The sequence below is a fragment of the Sphingomonas lenta genome (assembly GCF_002288825.1).
GTDB classification, from domain to species: Bacteria; Pseudomonadota; Alphaproteobacteria; order Sphingomonadales; family Sphingomonadaceae; genus Sphingomonas; species Sphingomonas lenta.
Window position 1 is genome coordinate 419635 of record NZ_NSLI01000003.1, and the last position, 15504, is coordinate 435138.

At 67.4% G+C, this 15504-nt stretch carries 17 protein-coding genes; 5 read left to right on the forward strand and 12 right to left on the reverse strand.

The genetic code is table 11. The features are described 5' to 3' along the window. Nucleotides 1-5: 5 nt before the first annotated feature. The 6 genes from CKY28_RS18235 to CKY28_RS09270 all read right to left on the reverse strand — a co-directional run bounded on the left by CKY28_RS18235 (nt 6) and on the right by CKY28_RS09270 (nt 5206). Nucleotides 6-905 (reverse strand): DUF3037 domain-containing protein, encoded by a 900-nt coding sequence (locus CKY28_RS18235; RefSeq protein ID WP_176473033.1) that lies wholly within the window; start codon nt 903-905, stop codon nt 6-8. Continuing rightward, nucleotides 889-1632 carry a HipA family kinase gene (locus CKY28_RS18240; RefSeq protein ID WP_342747158.1) on the reverse strand — a complete coding sequence of 248 codons (744 nt, stop codon included), beginning with the start codon at nt 1630-1632 and terminating at the stop codon, nt 889-891. The genes CKY28_RS18235 and CKY28_RS18240 overlap by 17 nt, the downstream gene beginning before the upstream one ends. Nucleotides 1633-1737: 105 nt before the next feature. After that, nucleotides 1738-2802 (reverse strand): ribonucleotide-diphosphate reductase subunit beta, encoded by a 1065-nt coding sequence (locus CKY28_RS09265; RefSeq protein WP_095998051.1) that lies wholly within the window; start codon nt 2800-2802, stop codon nt 1738-1740. A 14-nt stretch (nt 2803-2816) separates the two neighbouring features. Beyond that, on the reverse strand, nt 2817-2987 hold the full coding sequence (locus tag CKY28_RS18660) for a hypothetical protein (protein WP_176473034.1): 171 nt from the start codon (nt 2985-2987) through the stop codon (nt 2817-2819). Next, nucleotides 2984-3181: a hypothetical protein gene (locus CKY28_RS18245; RefSeq protein WP_141243897.1), complete on the reverse strand. Its 198-nt coding sequence runs from the start codon at nt 3179-3181 to the stop codon at nt 2984-2986. Before CKY28_RS18245 ends, CKY28_RS18660 begins: the two co-directional genes overlap by 4 nt. Nucleotides 3182-3292: 111 nt before the next feature. Beyond that, the gene (locus CKY28_RS09270; protein ID WP_095998052.1) at nt 3293-5206 is read right to left on the reverse strand and encodes a ribonucleoside-diphosphate reductase subunit alpha; all 1914 of its coding nucleotides are present in this window, start codon (nt 5204-5206) and stop codon (nt 3293-3295) included. A 535-nt stretch (nt 5207-5741) separates the two neighbouring features. Between CKY28_RS09270 and CKY28_RS09275 the strand changes: the two genes are divergently transcribed. Together CKY28_RS09275 and CKY28_RS09280 are read left to right on the forward strand one after the other, a co-directional pair. Further along, nucleotides 5742-5957: a YdcH family protein gene (locus CKY28_RS09275; RefSeq protein WP_176473035.1), complete on the forward strand. Its 216-nt coding sequence runs from the start codon at nt 5742-5744 to the stop codon at nt 5955-5957. Nucleotides 5958-6077: 120 nt separating this feature from the next. Beyond that, nucleotides 6078-7070 (forward strand): TerC family protein, encoded by a 993-nt coding sequence (locus CKY28_RS09280; protein ID WP_095998054.1) that lies wholly within the window; start codon nt 6078-6080, stop codon nt 7068-7070. 100 nt (nt 7071-7170) lie between these two features. Here CKY28_RS09280 and CKY28_RS09285 read toward each other — a convergent pair whose 3' ends face one another. Then, on the reverse strand, nt 7171-7485 hold the full coding sequence (locus tag CKY28_RS09285) for an MliC family protein (RefSeq protein WP_095998055.1): 315 nt from the start codon (nt 7483-7485) through the stop codon (nt 7171-7173). Between the two features lie 143 nt (nt 7486-7628). Beyond that, the gene (locus CKY28_RS09290; protein ID WP_095998056.1) at nt 7629-8582 is read right to left on the reverse strand and encodes an alpha/beta hydrolase family protein; all 954 of its coding nucleotides are present in this window, start codon (nt 8580-8582) and stop codon (nt 7629-7631) included. A gap of 141 nt (nt 8583-8723) precedes the next feature. Here CKY28_RS09290 and CKY28_RS09295 point away from each other — a divergent pair, with 141 nt between their 5' ends. Further along, nucleotides 8724-10241, forward strand: coding sequence for a fumarate hydratase (locus CKY28_RS09295; RefSeq protein WP_095998580.1), 1518 nt, complete (start codon nt 8724-8726; stop codon nt 10239-10241). Between the two features lie 422 nt (nt 10242-10663). Here the strand turns inward: CKY28_RS09295 and CKY28_RS09300 are convergent, their stop codons facing one another. Then, nucleotides 10664-11191: a hypothetical protein gene (locus CKY28_RS09300; protein WP_095998057.1), complete on the reverse strand. Its 528-nt coding sequence runs from the start codon at nt 11189-11191 to the stop codon at nt 10664-10666. Nucleotides 11192-11295: 104 nt separating this feature from the next. On the opposite strand from CKY28_RS09300, the gene CKY28_RS09305 reads away from it, so the two are divergent. Continuing rightward, complete coding sequence (locus tag CKY28_RS09305) at nt 11296-11661, forward strand: PRC-barrel domain-containing protein (RefSeq protein WP_095998058.1); 366 nt, start codon at nt 11296-11298, stop codon at nt 11659-11661. On the opposite strand, the gene CKY28_RS09310 is transcribed toward CKY28_RS09305, so the two are convergent. Further along, complete coding sequence (locus tag CKY28_RS09310) at nt 11658-13340, reverse strand: FAD-dependent oxidoreductase (RefSeq protein ID WP_095998059.1); 1683 nt, start codon at nt 13338-13340, stop codon at nt 11658-11660. The two genes, CKY28_RS09305 and CKY28_RS09310, sit on opposite strands and share 4 nt — an antisense overlap. An 80-nt stretch (nt 13341-13420) precedes the next feature. On the opposite strand from CKY28_RS09310, the gene CKY28_RS09315 reads away from it, so the two are divergent. Next, the gene (locus CKY28_RS09315) at nt 13421-13897 is read left to right on the forward strand and encodes a DUF892 family protein (RefSeq protein ID WP_095998060.1); all 477 of its coding nucleotides are present in this window, start codon (nt 13421-13423) and stop codon (nt 13895-13897) included. Nucleotides 13898-14025: 128 nt separating this feature from the next. On the opposite strand, the gene CKY28_RS09320 is transcribed toward CKY28_RS09315, so the two are convergent. Beyond that, nucleotides 14026-14880, reverse strand: coding sequence for a type 1 glutamine amidotransferase (locus CKY28_RS09320; RefSeq protein WP_095998061.1), 855 nt, complete (start codon nt 14878-14880; stop codon nt 14026-14028). Further along, nucleotides 14877-15497, reverse strand: coding sequence for a cysteine hydrolase family protein (locus CKY28_RS09325; RefSeq protein WP_095998062.1), 621 nt, complete (start codon nt 15495-15497; stop codon nt 14877-14879). Before CKY28_RS09325 ends, CKY28_RS09320 begins: the two co-directional genes overlap by 4 nt. Nucleotides 15498-15504 lie beyond the last annotated feature (7 nt).

Sequence of the window (15504 nt, forward strand, 5' to 3'; positions counted from 1 at the left end):
CCGACCTAGTTCAGATTCAGCTTGTGCTGCACACTCGCGTGAAAACGCGTATCGTGAAGCGAGCCACCTTTTTTCTCTAGTGGTGTAGCTAGCGATGAAAGTTGCGTGATCAGCTTGTTGCGATCATCGATACTAGCCCAATTAATTAGCTTGGTTCCTTGATGCGCTGCTGCTTCTAGCGATGGCATGGCGATGCGCTCAACTGCAGCAGATGCCTCATAGACTAGTCGTGACTCTGTAGCGCTTTCCCCAAAGGTCATTCTAGCTTGCTCTAGCACAAGTGCAGAAACGGCGATGTCAGCAACAACCTTTCGGGCTGGGATGTCCTCACTTGAAGCATCTACTGTCTCGACTACATGCATAGAACCATTACGAAGAACAAAATCAGCTAGCAGGCCTTCAGCAATTTGGTAATTTGGCACCACGCGATGTGCAGTAATATCTTCGCCCTTTCGCGCTAGAACGCGTTCGGAGCGAAAGGCCGATCTCAAAATGCTTACAAGCTTCGTCCTTTTTCGTGTTAGCTTCAAGCGCGCAGGCTCGGGTTCTACCAGATTGCGCAAGAGTTTAGAGGCCCACTCCTCGTAATTAGTGGCAGTCAACGCCACAAAAGGTAAAGGATTGGAGAAGTGCAAGGGGCTTAACGCGTTTAGCATTTCTACGCGCGAGGTTGTCTCAACGCGACCTTGTTTCCGCGATAAGGCATCAAGCTCTTGAAGCTGCTTTAGTAACGCGCGCAACTTATCTGGATCCAGGGCTGCTGAGAGCGCACGAAGTTTGTCGAGACGTCGTGGGACTCGGATGTCGATCCCATCTTCTGAGAAGATTGCCACAGCCGTGTTCAACCGCTCATCCCGAGCCGAGTCGGTGAGCTGCACTACGGCATATTCATATTTGCCACTCATGCGTTATGCGCGCTTGCAGCGACGCGATACGGGCATTCCGCCGAGCATCTGACCACGCGTCACTGAGTCCCTCTTTCTGCTCTCGATCAATCCAATCCTCAGGCATTTCGCCTAAGATACGTTGAACCACATTCCCTGGCACCGCTGCAATCCGGCTGAGCATCTCATACGCCGAGTCGAGGTGGATGCCGTGTAGGTTGCGGACGGTGCGCCCTACCTTCACTGTGTTCTCGTTATCAACGGGAAACCGGTCGTTCTGGAGGCTCAGCATGCGAGCAGCCGCAAAATCGATGCCGCAGATTCGCTGGAGTCCCCCGTCGCGGTAAAGGACAAAATTCCGGAGCGTGCGATCCGGATTGTCGATGAAGAGGTCGTACGTCCATAGGCCTGCGAGGTAGCGGCCTAGCCATGGAAACGGCCTTCCTGTTTCGTCATGTTGTGCTCTCGTGAGGTACACTGCCAGTTCGACCTCATCGGCCACCGATCTTGGGCTAAGTGATCCGAAAAAGGTATCGCCACTATCGTTCTCAATGATGGCGCAATCTGCGACAGAGATGCCAAGGTGGCTGGCCATTCGTGTGCAGAACCATTCCGTTGCCCGAACCCTGCGTCCGCCGACATCGTCTTTACAATAGTATAGCCCTCCATCGTCCGTTATGCAGCGAAACGCTAGGTCGGCTCCGATAGGAAGATTAGGTAAAGGGGTGCTGATCCTCCTATTAAACATGCCAATCTGTTGGGGTCCGGACACGCGTGTACCTTCGCCAAGCCACACCGGCGGCGCAAGATCAGATCGAAAGCGACTCTCTGAAGGCAACGCGCGTCCCCAACTTTATTCGGCAGCCACACCCGCTCGCGAGAACATATCCCCACCGGCGTCCGCCACACCCGCATCCTCGTTCGCCGCGGCGCGGCTCTTCGCCTTCTGGCGCTTGTCGAACGAGTCCCACACGTCGTTCCACTGGCCCTTGGTCGCGGCCTTGGAATATTCGGTCGCGCGGGTTTCGAAGAAGTTTGCGTGCTCGACGCCGTTGAGGAGCGGGGTGAGCCAGGGGATCGGGTGCTCGTCGATCATGTAGATCGGCTTCAGGCCCAGCTGGCCCATGCGCCAGTCGGCGATGTAGCGGATGTACTTCTTGATGTCCTTGGCGGTCATGCCGTTGACCGGGCCCATCTCGAAGGCGAGGTCGATGAACGCGTCCTCCAGGCGGATGGTCGTCTGGCATACGTCGGCGATGTCGTCCTTGACCGCCTTGGTCAGGCAGTTCCGCTCCTTGGTGAAGGCGTGGAACAGGCGGATGATGCCCTCGCAGTGGAGGCTCTCGTCGCGGACCGACCAGCTGACGATCTGGCCCATGCCCTTCATCTTGTTGAAACGCGGGAAGTTCATCAGCATCGCGAAGCTCGCGAAGAGCTGCACGCCCTCTGTGAAGCCGCCGAACATGGCGAGCGTGCGGGCGATGTCCTCGTCATTGTCGACGCCGAACTTCTGTAGATAGTCGTGCTTGTCCTTGAGCTCGCCGTATTCGAGGAACGCGCCGTACTCGGATTCGGGCATGCCGATCGTGTCGAGCAGGTGGCTGTAGGCGGCGATGTGCACCGTCTCCATGTTGGAGAACGCGGTCAGCATCATCTTGATCTCGGTCGGCTTGAACACGCGGCCGTATTTCTCGTGGTAGCAGTCCTGCACCTCGACATCGGCTTGCGTGAAGAAGCGGAAGATCTGGGTGAGCAGGTTGCGCTCCTGCCCGTCGAGCTTCTGCGCCCAGTCGCGGCAGTCCTCGCCCAATGGCACCTCTTCGGGGAGCCAGTGGAGCTGCTGCTGGCGCTTCCAATACTCGAACGCCCAGGGATACTCGAAGGGCTTGTACTGCTTGGAGGCTTGGAGGAGGGGCATGGTGGTACTCCGGGTCAGAAATAGAAGTCGATCAGGATGACGGCGGAAAGGGCCAGGAGAGGCAGCGCGACCATCCGCACGATCCTGGCGTCGCCGAGGAAAGCCTTGGCGAACAGGTGCGGGAACAGCAGACTGCCCACGCTGTACGCGAGGACCATCCAGTAGAGGACGGGTTCGCGCTTCATGGCGCCGTGCTCCAGCGGTGGAGCGCGGTGGCATAGGCGAAGAGCATGAGACTGCCGGCGGCCGCCATGGTGCCGGCGATGAGGTGGGCGTAGCGGCCGCGCTCGGACCGGCCGCGCAGGCGCGCGAACAGAACGATCGCGACGAGGGCAAAGACGGTCGCGACCGCGTACATGATGACGGTACCTGTGCTCATGCGCTGCCCACCTCGTGTTCCGCCGCGCCGTCAGACGGGACCGCTACGCGGCCCCGCTGCCCGCCGCGACGACTCCTTGGCTTGCTTGCGCAAGCCAAGGGCGTCCGCACCTCATTGGCAAGCCAAGCACTCGTCATAGTCGGTGCTCTCGCCCAAATCGAAGCGCGGCTTGTCGATCGTGTTGTCCGCCTCGACGCCGCCCTGGCCCTCGGCACCCGCGAAGCCCGCGCGCTGCACTGACTTAGAGCGGAGATAGTAGAGCGACTTGATGCCGAGCTCCCAGGCGCGGAAGTGGAGCATGAGGAGGTCCCACTTCTCCACGTCGGCGGGGATGAACAGGTTCAGTGACGCCGACTGGTCGATATAGGGCGTGCGGTCGGCGGCGAGCTCGATCAGCCAGCGCTGGTCGATCTCGAAGCTGGTCTTGTACACGTCCTTCTCGTCGGCCGACAGGAAGTCGAGGTGCTGGACGGAGCCGCCATGCTCCAGGATCGAGTTCCACACCGCGTCGGCGTTCTTGGACTTCTCGATCAGCAGCTTCTCGAGATACGGGTTCTTGACCGCGAAGGAGCCCGACAGCGTCTTGTGCGTGTAGATGTTGGCCGGGATGGGCTCGATGCACGCGGACGTGCCGCCGCAGATGATGGAGATGGACGCGGTGGGCGCGATCGCCATCTTGCAGCTGAAGCGCTCCATCACGCCCACGTCCGCGGCGTCGGGGCAGGGGCCGCGCTCGTGGGCGAGCACCATCGACGCCTCGTTCACCTGGGCGTTGATGTGCTTGAAGATCTTGAGGTTCCAAGACTTGGCCATCGCGCCCTCGAAGGGGAGGCCGCGCGCCTGGAGGAAGGAGTGGAAGCCCATGACGCCCAGACCCACCGACCGCTCGCGCGCGGCGGAGTAGGCGGCGCGCTCCATGCCGGGCTCGGCGCGGTCGATGTAGTCCTGGAGCACGTTGTCGAGGAAGCGCATCACGTCCTCGATGAAGCGGCGATCGTCCTTCCACTCGTCCCAGGTCTCGAGGTTGAGCGAGGAGAGGCAGCACACCGCGGTCCGGTCGTTGCCGAGATGGTCCTTGCCCGTCGGCAGCGTGATCTCCGAGCAGAGGTTCGAGGTCGAGACCTTGAGGCCCAGCTCGCGGTGATGCTTGGGCATCGCCTTGTTCACATGGTCGGAGAAGACGATGTAGGGCTCGCCGGTCGCGAGGCGGGTCTCGACGAGCTTCTGGAACAAGGCGCGGGCGTCGACCTTGCCGCGGACACTGCCGTCCTTGGGCGACTTCAACTCCCACTCCGCGCCGTCGCGCACTGCCTCCATGAACGCGTCGGGGATGAGCACGCCGTGATGGAGGTTGAGCGCCTTGCGGTTGAAGTCGCCCGAAGGCTTCCGGATCTCCAGGAACTCCTCGATCTCGGGATGCGAGATGTCGAGGTAGCAAGCGGCGGAACCGCGGCGGAGCGAGCCCTGGCTGATGGCGAGCGTGAGGCTGTCCATCACGCGGACGAAGGGGATGATGCCGCTGGTCTTGCCGTTAAGGCCGACGGGCTCGCCGATGCCGCGGACGTTACCCCAATAGGTGCCGATGCCGCCGCCGCGCGACGCGAGCCAGACATTCTCGTTCCAGGTCTCGACGATGCCGTCCAGGCTGTCGGGGACCGAGTTCAGGTAGCAGCTGATCGGAAGGCCGCGCCCGGTGCCGCCGTTCGACAGCACGGGGGTCGCCGGCATGAACCAGAGGCGCGAGATATAGTCGTAGAGCCGCTGCGCGTGCTCCTGGTCGTCGGCATAAGCCGAGGCCACGCGGACGAACAGGTCCTGGATCGTCTCGCCGGGGAGAAGGTATCGGTCCTTCAGCGTCTCCTTGCCGAAGTCGGTCAGGAGCCCGTCGCGGCCGTGGTCGACCTCGAGCGGGAAGGGGCGCTTGGCGGGCGCCTTCGCCTGGTTGGGGGCGGCGGCGCTCGCCGCCGGGCTCTCCATCGTCTCCGTGCTCACGTTCTCGGCCCCTTGCGTGTCGCGAAAATCCATACGCCGCGCTCCCGTCTTTCCCTGTTTTGTTCCGAATCGCCGGCGCGCACCTCTCCTATCACCGGAGTCGCCCCCGGCGAGAACAAAAGGTGATCATGTGCGTACCGTCGATCCGCTCGACCCAGTGCCGTCTATAACGCTTGCACCAGCACTTGGGTCCTCTCCCGAAACGAACCGCAACAGATTGTGGAAATCCGCCACGCGATGCAAGGGGGTGAATAGGTCGTCAACCGGACCGAAGACGGGGCGACCGGGTCCGCGACGCGCGGATTTCCGCCGGGTCCGCGATCCGCAAGGGAACGGAGCTGGAACGAAAATAATTAGATGTGGAAGGACCGGTCCGGTTCCGCTTGCCGGAACGGGGCCGATGCGGTAACGACGTCGTGCGGACCGGGCCCCTCTGGCGGCGGCTTTTCAGCCCCCCGCGATGTCGGACCGCATCGAGCGTGCTCGGTGCCGGTTCGGGGCGACGTCGCTCCCCCACCACTCGGAAGGCCGAGCGCCTCGATCTGTCGCAAGCACGATGGAGAGGTGGATGACCAACTATGTCGATCGGTTGAGGAAGGCGCACCAGGCCCTGTCGGACGCGATCCGTCGCGAGGCCGCGAGGCCGGGCGCGGACATGCTCGCGCTGGCGGTGCTGAAGAAGCGGCGGCTGCTGATCAAGGACCGGTTATCGGCGCTGCTGCGCGAAGCGACGGGCCTGCGCACCGTGCGCCGCGCGCGCGCCCGGCGCATGCAGCGCGCTTGACGGAGGTCTGAACCCGTCGCCGGTCCGACCGGGACCGGCGGCCACCAATGATCCGGGCCCCTCTGGCGACCGTCCGAGCCGACGGCCGCGATGTCGGATCGCACTGACGAGGAGGCTTTGATGGATTGGCTCTTCGCCGAGTTCCTCGGCACGCCCGCCTGGATGTGGCTGGGCTTTCTGGGCGTCGTGGCGGCGCTGCTCGCGCTGGACCTGGGCGTTCTCCACCGCAAGCGGCGCGAGATCGGCGTGGGGGAGAGCCTGATGCTCTCCGCCTTCTACATCGCGCTGGGGCTAAGCTTCGGCGGCTGGGTCTGGTGGTACATGGGCCCGGACGCGGGCATGAACTACATCACCGGCTTCGTGGTCGAGAAGAGCCTGGCGATGGACAACGTGTTCGTGATCGCCATGATCTTCGGCTATTTCGCGATCCCGAGGGCGTACCAGCACCGCGTGCTCTTCTGGGGTGTGCTGGGCGTGATCGTGCTGCGCGCGATCATGATCGGGCTGGGCGCGACGCTCGTCGAGCGGTTCGAATGGGTGCTCTACGTCTTCGCGGCCTTTCTGATCGCGACGGGCGTCAAGATGTGGATGATGGCGGACAAGGAGTATGACGTGGGCGCGTCGCCCGTGCTCCGCTGGGTTCGGCGGCGGTTCCGCGTGACGGACGGGCTGGAGGGCGAGCGCTTCTTCGTGAGCCGCGCCGATCCGGCCACGGGCCGCGTCCGCCGCTACGCCACGCCCTTGTTCCTGGCGCTCATCATGATCGAGTTCGTGGACGTGGTGTTCGCGGTCGACTCGGTGCCGGCCATCTTCGCCATCACCACCGACCCGTTCATCGTCTACACGTCCAACATCTTCGCCATCCTGGGGCTGCGCGCGCTCTACTTCGCGCTGTCCGCCATGGTGGCGCGGTTCCACTATCTCAAATACGCGCTGTCCGTGCTCCTGATGTTCATCGGCTCCAAGATCTTCGCCGCCGACCTGCTCGGCCTCGATAAGGTGCCGCCGGCCGTGTCGCTGTCGGTCACCTTCGCCATCCTGGGCGCGGGCGTCGCCTACTCGCTGTGGAGGACGCGCGACCGGCCGTACGGGCCGGCGGAGGCGCGACGATGAGCTACGACCGGTTCAGAGCGCTGCTGCTGACGGGCTGGGCGGCGTCCGCGGCGCTGTTGCTGACGCTGGCGCTGGCGGTCGGGACCGCGGCGGAGCGCGTCTAGGCGGCGGGCGCGACGCAGTCGAGCGGCGCGCCGTTCGCCGGCGTCCAGCTGATCCGCGTGGGCTCGCCGCTGAGCGTGCCCGCCTCGCCCGCGTAGAGGAAGCCCGTCTCGGCGCGGCGCTGCGGCAGCTCGACGACGCGCCCGTTCGGCTCGACCAGGCGGGCGCGGCGATCGAGGAAGGTGGCGGTGACGGACGCGCCCGTCTGGCAGCGGAACATGACGGTGCGCGGGTCGGGCAGGTTGACGGGGCGGAGCGGCATGCAGCCCGCGAGCGGCAGAATGACGAGGATCAGGCGGGCGTGGCTGGGCATGGTGATCTCCTTCGGTTCGGGCCTGTCTAAGCGCTCCGCCGCGATCGGGGAACGCCCGCCCGCAGCGCCGAGCCGCGGATTCCAGGGTGGGGCCGTCGAACAGCGCGTGGCCCCGGCGCAGCATGTCGCGGGCGCCGCCGCGGTCACGACCGCGCCCGCACCCAATCGACCAGCGCGCGCTTGAGCGCGGGCGCCACCGAATAGTCGGTGAGCTTCGAATAGTCGGTGACGCCCGGCGGGTTGGGCGTGAGCAGATGGCCGACCTCCGGCAGCGCGACATAGTCGACCTGCACGTTGCCCGCGCTGCGCATCGCCTCGGCGAGCCGGCGGCCCTGGGGCGGGGTGACCTGCCAATCCTCCATCGACTCCAGGATCAGCGCGGGCTTGGTGACGGCGCGGGCCGCCGCTTCGCCGTCATAGTCGAGGAGGTCGGCGAGCGAGGGTCGCGACTCCATGAACGCGATGTCCTTGGCGTAGGCCTCCGCGACGGCGGCCTCCCATTCGGCGTTGGTCTGGCCCGGCTTGCGCGGCGTCTCGATGCGGACCTGCCCGCGCATCATCTCACGGCCGGACAGGGCGGGCGCGCCCGCGACGGCGATGCCCGCCACCAGCGGGTCGGTCGCGGCGAGGCGCATCGCGAACACCGCGCCCTCGCTGTGGCCGAACACGTAGACGCGGCGGCGGTCGACGCCCGGCTGCTCGGCGGCGCGGTGCAGGATGAGCTGCGCGTCGGCCTGGAGGTCGAGCGAGCGCGCGACCTTGTGGTCGCCGGTGGACAGGCCCGTGTTGCGCTCGTCGAAGCGGACCACGCCGACGCCCGCCGAGAGCAGCGCCTGCGCCAGATCGTCGTGCGGACGGTAGCGGCCGTCGAAGCCCGAGAAGTCGCGCGACTGGCGGCCGGTGCCGCTGATCAGCATGACGACGGGCGCGTCGCCCCGCGCGTCGGCGGGAAGCAGCAGTTCGCCCGCCATCCGGTGCCCCTGCGGTGAGAGGGCGGCGAGCTCCGTCCACTTCGCCGCGGCCACGGCGGGTGCGGGGGCGGGCGGGGTGACTGCGGCTTCGGGCGAGAGCATGGCGGCGGCGAAGAGCAGCAACATGGACGACCTCCGAGCTGTTATAGGATGGTGATACACTCGCTGACCGTCCGGCGGAACGGCGGCTCGGGCGGCTTCGTCGCAATTTGGGCGAAGAGGCGCGGCGTTGCGCGCGCCGACGCGGCCGCGCTACAGCCCCGCGCCATGACCATCATCCGCGAAGCAGACCTGATCGAGAGCGTCGCTGACGCGCTGCAGTTCATCAGCTACTACCATCCCATGGATTACATCCGCGCGCTGGGCGAGGCGTACCGCGCCGAGAAGTCGCCGGCCGCCAAGGACGCGATCGCGCAGATCCTGACCAACAGCCGCATGTGCGCGGAGGGGCACCGGCCGATCTGCCAGGACACCGGCATCGTCACCGTGTTCGTGCGCTGGGGGCAGGAGTGCCGGCTGGAGTCGGCGCGGAGCCTACAGGAGGTGATCGACGAGGGCGTGCGCCGCGCCTATCTCCATCCGGAGAATCGCTTACGCGCCTCCATCCTTGCCGACCCGGCCTTCACGCGGCGCAATACCAAGGACAACACGCCCTCCGTGCTACACGTCGAGATGGTGCCGGGCGCGACGGTGTCGATCGACGTCGCGGCCAAGGGCGGCGGGTCGGAGAACAAGTCCAAGTTCAAGATGATGAACCCGTCCGATTCGATCGTGGACTGGGTGCTGGAGATGGTGCCGCAGATGGGCGCGGGCTGGTGCCCGCCCGGCATGCTGGGCATCGGCATCGGCGGCACCGCGGAGAAGGCGATGCTGCTCGCCAAACAGTCGCTGATGGGCCAGATCGACATGGGCGTTCTAAAGGAGCGGGGCCCACGCGACGACCTGGAGGCGCTCCGGATCGAGATCTTCGACAAGGTCAACGCGCTGGGCATCGGCGCGCAAGGGCTGGGCGGGCTGGCGACGATCCTGGACGTCAAGATCCTCGACTGGCCGACGCACGCAGCGTCCAAGCCCGTCGCCATGATCCCCAACTGCGCTGCGACGCGCCACGCGCATTTCACGCTCGACGGATCGGGGCCGGTCTATCTGGAGCCGCCAAAGCTGTCGGAATGGCCGGAGGTGAACTGGACGCCCGACAAGGCGGCGATCCGGGTCGACCTCGATACGCTCACGCCGGAGGTGGTGCGGAGCTGGAAGCAGGGCGACCGGCTGCTCCTGAACGGCAGGATGCTCACCGGCCGCGACGCCGCGCACAAGCGGATCAAGGACATGCTCGACCGGGGCGAGCAGTTGCCCGTCGAGTTCCGCGGGCGCGTGATCTACTATGTCGGTCCCGTCGATCCGGTCGGCGAAGAGGTGGTCGGCCCGGCCGGCCCCACCACCGCCACGCGCATGGACAAGTTCACGCGGATGATGCTCGAGCAGGGCCTGCTCGCCATGGTCGGCAAGGCGGAGCGCGGGCCGGCGGCGGTCGACGCGATCCGGGACCACCGGTCGGCGTATCTGATGGCGGTGGGGGGCGCGGCCTATCTCGTCGCGCGGGCGATAAAAGGGTCGAAGGTCGTCGGCTTCGAGGACCTCGGCATGGAGGCGATCTACGAGTTCGAGGTGGAGGACTTCCCCGTCACCGTCGCGGTGGATGCGGAGGGGGAGAATGTGCACCGGCTCGCGCCGCTCGCGTGGCGGAAGCGGATCGCGGAGGAGGGGTTGTTGCAACCGGCCTGAGTTTAAGCGCCGCGGCAAAGCCGCGTCGTCGACCGTAGCTTCGCTACGCCGGCCGGGCTGGGGCGTCTCGCTTCAAGCTTCGCTCGGCGCGTGCGCCCTGCGCATGTGAAAAGGACCTGCCGGGCGTCTCCCGACGACCCGACAGGCCCCTTTGCATGGTCAGCGGCCGGAGAGCTCCAGCCCGGGAGACCATGAAGCCGCTTTCGGTTCAGGCCGGACGCCTTGATCGGGGAGGATGCCCCGAGCGCCCGAAACCGTTCGAACCTTAGCGGCCAGTCCCCCGAACGAACTGAACCGACCCCATTGCTGAACCATGAGACATCGGATCACCTCCTTTCGCTTGTGGATAGCCAAATGCGGGTGTTCCCACCCGCCCGGTCAATGTGCGACGGGGTTCCGGGTTCCGCAAGAGGTGTTTGCGATCAGCTGCGGCAGTCCTCGGTGACGCGTGCCACTTCGGGATAGGCGGGCACGACGAGCGGCGCTTGGCCCGAACGTTCCACGGTGAAACGCCCGCGGCTGAAGGCGAGCGCGTCGAGCAGCGGGTCGCTCGGCGTGAGCGCGGCGGCGGCGTAGGGGAGCGCGCCGCCCGTCGGTTGCAACGCGAGCTGGCGCGTGGCGCTGGTGGTGCGCAGCGTCGCCTGAGCCGGCTGCGTCCCGGCGACCGACAGGTAGACGCGCCGCTCGCCGAGGTCGCAGCGCAGCGTCAGGCGCGCGTCGGCGTTGGCGTCCCCGAACAGCGCCACGGAGCCGCGCGCGTCGCGGCGGTAGTTCCAGGTGCCGGGCGTCAGCGGCCAGTCGCGCCAGTCGGGGCCGAGCGCGGGCACCGGCGGAGGCGGCGGGGTGGGCGCGGCGGCGACGGGCGTCGGGGCGGGCGCGGGCGCTGGCGGGCGGCTCGCGGGGACGCAGGCGACGATGAGGAGCGGGAGGAGGGTGACGGAACGCTTCATGGGCGTAGCCTAGGCGTAAGCGCTTCGGTCCCTCAAGCCCGGGCGCGTCGGAACCGGGCGTGGGCGAGGCCGGTTGAGGGACGGCAAGCAGGAGACCCCGATCGATGGCCACGCCCGACGCCCCCACGCAGCAGCTCGCCCAAGCGGCGCTGTCCAGCAGCATGAAGGTGGAGAGCCGCGACGGCGACGTGACCGGCTCCGTCTACTCGTTCCTGGTGCACAAGGACTCGGGGCGCGTCACGCACGCGGTGCTCAGCCTCGGCGGCTTCCTGGGCGTCGGTAAGAGCTACTACCCGCTGCCCTTCGAGCTGCTGCAGTTTGACCCCGTGCGTGACCGCTACGTCGTCACGGTGGACAAGCGCATGCTGGAGGGCGGGCCGAGCTGGGCGTCGAACGCGCCGGTGTTCGACCAGGCGTACGCCGACCGGGTGGCGAGCTACTACGGGGTCAGGGCGGAGCGGCTGGCCTAGGCCGCGGCGGGCACCGGGGCGGGGGCGAGGTACTGGTGGATGGACGATACGACCACCGATCCCTCGCCGACCGAGGAGGCGACGCGCTTGACGCTGCCTGAGCGCACGTCGCCGATCGCGAACACGCCCGCCCGGCTGGTGGCGTAGGGCGACACCGCCGACACGCCGTCCGGGGCGTGGCCCGTGCGCACGAAGCCCTTGGCGTCGAGCTCCAGGCAGTCGGCGACCCAGTCGGTGTTGGGCTCGGCGCCGATCATCACGAACAGGTTGCCGATGTCCTTGGTCTCGGACGCACCCGTGTCGCGATCGGTCCAGGTGACCCGGCGTAGGTACTTGTCGCCGTCGAGCGCGGTGATCTCGGTGCGCGCGTGAAGCGTGATCTTGGGCGACTGCTCGATGCGTTGGACGAGGTAGTCGGACATAGTCTCAGCCAGCCCCGGCCCACGCACCAGGATGTGCACGTGGCCGACGGTGCGCGACAGGAACACCGCCGCCTGCCCCGCCGAGTTGCCGCCGCCGATCACCGCCACTTCCTCGCGGCCGCAGATCTGCTGCTCCAAGGCGGTCGCGGCGTAGTGGATGCCCGCACCCTCGAACCGCTCGTAATTCTCGACCGCCAGCTTGCGGTAGCGGGCGCCGGTGGCGACCACGACGCTCCTCGCCTGGATCGCGCCGCCGTCGTCCAGCTCGAGGCGGAAAGGCTGGTCGTCGCAGGCGAGCCGGCGGACGCCGCGTGAGATGGCGAGGCGCGCCCCGAACTTCTGCGCCTGGATCTGCGCGCGGCCCGCCAGCGCCTGGCCGGAGATGCCGGTGGGGAAGCCGAGATAGTTCTCGATCTTGGACGAGGTGCCCGCCTGGCCCCCGGGCGCGATGCTCTCGACCACCACCGTGTCCAACCCCTCGGACGCGGCGTATACGGCCGCCGCGAGCCCGCCCGGCCCAGCGCCGACGACCGCGACGTCGAATACATGATCGGGATCGATCGCTTCCGTCAGCCCGAGCCGGTCGGCGAGTGCGGCGTTGGAGGGATTGCGCAGCACCGAATGGTCCGGGAGCATGACGACGGGCAGCGCGTCGTCGCCCACGTCCAGCCCGTTCAGCACGCGGCCCGTGTCCTCCACCTCCGCGTCGATCAAGCGGTGCGGGTAGCCGTTGCGGCTGAGGAAGCGCTGGAGCCGGAGCGTGTCGCCGTCATGCGCCGCGCCCACCAGCACCACGCCGCCCTGCGCGTAGCGGATCAGGCCCACGCGCCGGAGGATGAAGGCGCGCATGATGATCTCGCCGATGTCGGGCTCGGCGGTGATCAGGCGGCGGAACTCGGCGCGCGGCACGCGCAGCACGCGGCTGGGGCGGCCCGTGCGGCCCCAGACAAGGATCTCGCGATCGTTGAAGAGGTCGAGCTCGCCGGTGAACTGGCTGTCGCCATGGACGGTGAAGACGTTGGCGTTCCCGTCCTCGTCCAGGTCGTAGATCTCGATCGCGCCATCCACGACGACCCAGAAGTCGACGGAACGCTCGCCGCGCGAGAAGAGCACGGCGCCGGCCGGCAACGCCCGCTCCTCGCCATAGGGGCGGACGCGGTCCATCTGCTCGCGCGTGAGCTTCGGAAGGGTTTGCGCTTCGCGGGCGTACGGGTCGGTGGGGTCGACGCCCGCGACCTCGACGGGGTTCGTGCTCATTCGGGTTCCTCCCCGCGTTCAGCAGCCCATGTAGGGCCGAAACGGTTGAGGCTCCAGTGCCGCCCGTGCGTTGCGGCCGCATGACGAAGACCTCCTCGCGCGCCGCGCTGCTCCACGTCGCGATCCAGGACCTGCACGCGGGCAAGGCGGCGCAGGTCGAGCGGCTGCCGGCGTTGGCGGAAGCGGCGCGCGATCCGGCGCTAAAGGCGCTGCTCGCGGCCGAGGTGGAACGGGTGCGCGAGCAGGCGGCGCGGCTGGCGGAGGCGGGCGGCGACATGGGCGGGCCGGCGAACTTATGGATGGGCGGCATCCTCGACGACGCGGAGCGGGACGCGCGGACCCATCAGCCTGGGCCGCTGCTCGACGTGGCGCTGGTGGGCGCGGTCCGAAAGGCGAAGGCGGCGGAGATCGTGTCGTCCGAAACCGCGGTCGCGTTGGCGCGGGCGGAGGGGCTCGGTGCGATCGGGGCGGCGGTGGCGGCGAACCGGGCGGAGGAGGTGGAGAGCGACCGGGCGCTGAAGGAGCGGTTGGGGGTGCTGGCCGGCACCGCATCATGAACCGTCATGCCGGGCTTGACCCGGCATCCACGCGCGTCCGCTGCTCACGAGCGCACCGTCCGCAGACAAGGACGCGCATGGACCCCGGGTCAAGCCCAGGGTGACGGAGTGGGTTCGGTGCTAGGGCGCTACCGCCCCCGCCCGGCCATGGTCGGCTTGACCAGATGCTCGATGAAGTTGCGCAGCTCCAGCGACCGCCGATCGCGATTCGCCAGCTCGTCGTCTACCCCCAACCGCCAGCGCAGGTCGCGGCGATCCGGCTCGCGCGCGAGCGCGTCGAGGAGCGCGGATTGCAGCTCCACCTCGGCGCGGTCGCGCACCAGCCCGGCCTCGACCAGGTCGTCCGCGTCGCGGCGGAGCGCGGCGGCCATGTCGGATAGCGGCAGCTCGGGATGGTATTGCACGCCCCAGAACACGCCCGGGCCCATGCGGATTTCCGCCGCCTGGACCTCCGTCTCGTTGTTGCGGGCCAAGAGCAGCGCGCCGTCGGGCAGCCGCTCGACCTCGTCGTTGTGGATGGTGATCGCATCCCAGGCGGGCGCGCGGCCGGCGAGCAGCGGGTGCGCGCGGCCCTGGTCGGTCGGCGTGATGCGGCGCGTGATCCCGGCCTCGCGCCGCTTGCCCATCGAGCGCACGACGCCGCCCGCCGCGGCGGCGGCGACCTGGAGCCCGGCGCAGGAGCCGAAAGACGGCGTGCCGCTGGCGAAGACGCGGCGCATGAACTCGATCTCGCGCCGAGCCTCCGGCGTGTCCTCGTAAACGTGGAGCGGCGAGCCGGTCAGGAACACTGCGTCGTAGCCGGCGAGCGTTTCCCGATCAGGAATTTCATCGTCCGCGTCTGCGGGGGTGGCGCGCTCCACCTCTGCCCCGGGCGCGAGCTGCAGCAACAAGTCGCGGAACGTCTCGCCCGAGCTACGCCCGACATTCGCGCGGCGGCGCTCGCGCGCGTCGGGCGGCTCGCTTTCCGCGACGAGAAACCTCATGCGCGGTCGATCCAATCCTTCAGCGTCATCTTCGTCGTGGGCGCGATCTCCGCCTTCATGCTGCCCCGCATGATCTCCAGCGCCCATTCGGCGCGCTGGGCGTCGCTGGCGGCGGTGCAGTCCTCCGGCACCCACAGCTCATATTCGCGCATGTGCGCGTCGGCGGCGGTGAACAGGATGCAGATGTCGGCGGCGACGCCGGTGAGCACCAGCCGGCTCACCTCCAGGTGCGGCAGCAGCACGGGAAGGTTGGTCGCGTAGAAGCCGCTGAACTGCGGCTTGATGATGAAGAAGTCGTCTGCGCGGGGCTCCAGCTTCTCGGCGAGCGCGCGGCCGCGGCTGTTGCGGCACATCTCGACCAGGCGCGAGCGCTCGGAATGCCACTGGTCGTAATTGTCGTTGACGTAGACGACGGGCACGCCTGCCTCTGTCGCTTCGTCGCGCAGGCGCGCGATCGCGTCGGCGGCGGCTTCGGCGGCGGGGCGCATCTTCTCGCCGCCGCCGAAGTCGAGCGTGTTGAACATGTCGATGATGAGGAGCGCGGTGCGCCCGGCGGCGGGCTCGCGCTCGGTCGTGCACGCCTCGCCGCCGCTCTGGTCTTCGCCTTGTTCGGCCATGCCAGGC

Coding starts and splice junctions, on each gene's coding strand:
- CKY28_RS18660 (WP_176473034.1), bottom strand. CDS start 2,987: ATGAAGCGCGAACCCGTCCTCTACTGGATGGTCCTCGCGTACAGCGTG.
- CKY28_RS09310 (WP_095998059.1), bottom strand. CDS start 13,340: ATGAGCACGAACCCCGTCGAGGTCGCGGGCGTCGACCCCACCGACCCG.
- CKY28_RS18240 (WP_342747158.1), bottom strand. CDS start 1,632: ATGTTTAATAGGAGGATCAGCACCCCTTTACCTAATCTTCCTATCGGA.
- CKY28_RS09265 (WP_095998051.1), bottom strand. CDS start 2,802: ATGCCCCTCCTCCAAGCCTCCAAGCAGTACAAGCCCTTCGAGTATCCC.
- CKY28_RS09290 (WP_095998056.1), bottom strand. CDS start 8,582: ATGTTGCTGCTCTTCGCCGCCGCCATGCTCTCGCCCGAAGCCGCAGTC.
- CKY28_RS09270 (WP_095998052.1), bottom strand. CDS start 5,206: ATGGATTTTCGCGACACGCAAGGGGCCGAGAACGTGAGCACGGAGACG.
- CKY28_RS09300 (WP_095998057.1), bottom strand. CDS start 11,191: ATGAAGCGTTCCGTCACCCTCCTCCCGCTCCTCATCGTCGCCTGCGTC.
- CKY28_RS09280 (WP_095998054.1), top strand. CDS start 6,078: ATGGATTGGCTCTTCGCCGAGTTCCTCGGCACGCCCGCCTGGATGTGG.
- CKY28_RS09320 (WP_095998061.1), bottom strand. CDS start 14,880: ATGAGGTTTCTCGTCGCGGAAAGCGAGCCGCCCGACGCGCGCGAGCGC.
- CKY28_RS18235 (WP_176473033.1), bottom strand. CDS start 905: ATGAGTGGCAAATATGAATATGCCGTAGTGCAGCTCACCGACTCGGCT.
- CKY28_RS18245 (WP_141243897.1), bottom strand. CDS start 3,181: ATGAGCACAGGTACCGTCATCATGTACGCGGTCGCGACCGTCTTTGCC.
- CKY28_RS09315 (WP_095998060.1), top strand. CDS start 13,421: ATGACGAAGACCTCCTCGCGCGCCGCGCTGCTCCACGTCGCGATCCAG.
- CKY28_RS09295 (WP_095998580.1), top strand. CDS start 8,724: ATGACCATCATCCGCGAAGCAGACCTGATCGAGAGCGTCGCTGACGCG.
- CKY28_RS09285 (WP_095998055.1), bottom strand. CDS start 7,485: ATGCCCAGCCACGCCCGCCTGATCCTCGTCATTCTGCCGCTCGCGGGC.
- CKY28_RS09305 (WP_095998058.1), top strand. CDS start 11,296: ATGGCCACGCCCGACGCCCCCACGCAGCAGCTCGCCCAAGCGGCGCTG.
- CKY28_RS09325 (WP_095998062.1), bottom strand. CDS start 15,497: ATGGCCGAACAAGGCGAAGACCAGAGCGGCGGCGAGGCGTGCACGACC.
- CKY28_RS09275 (WP_176473035.1), top strand. CDS start 5,742: ATGACCAACTATGTCGATCGGTTGAGGAAGGCGCACCAGGCCCTGTCG.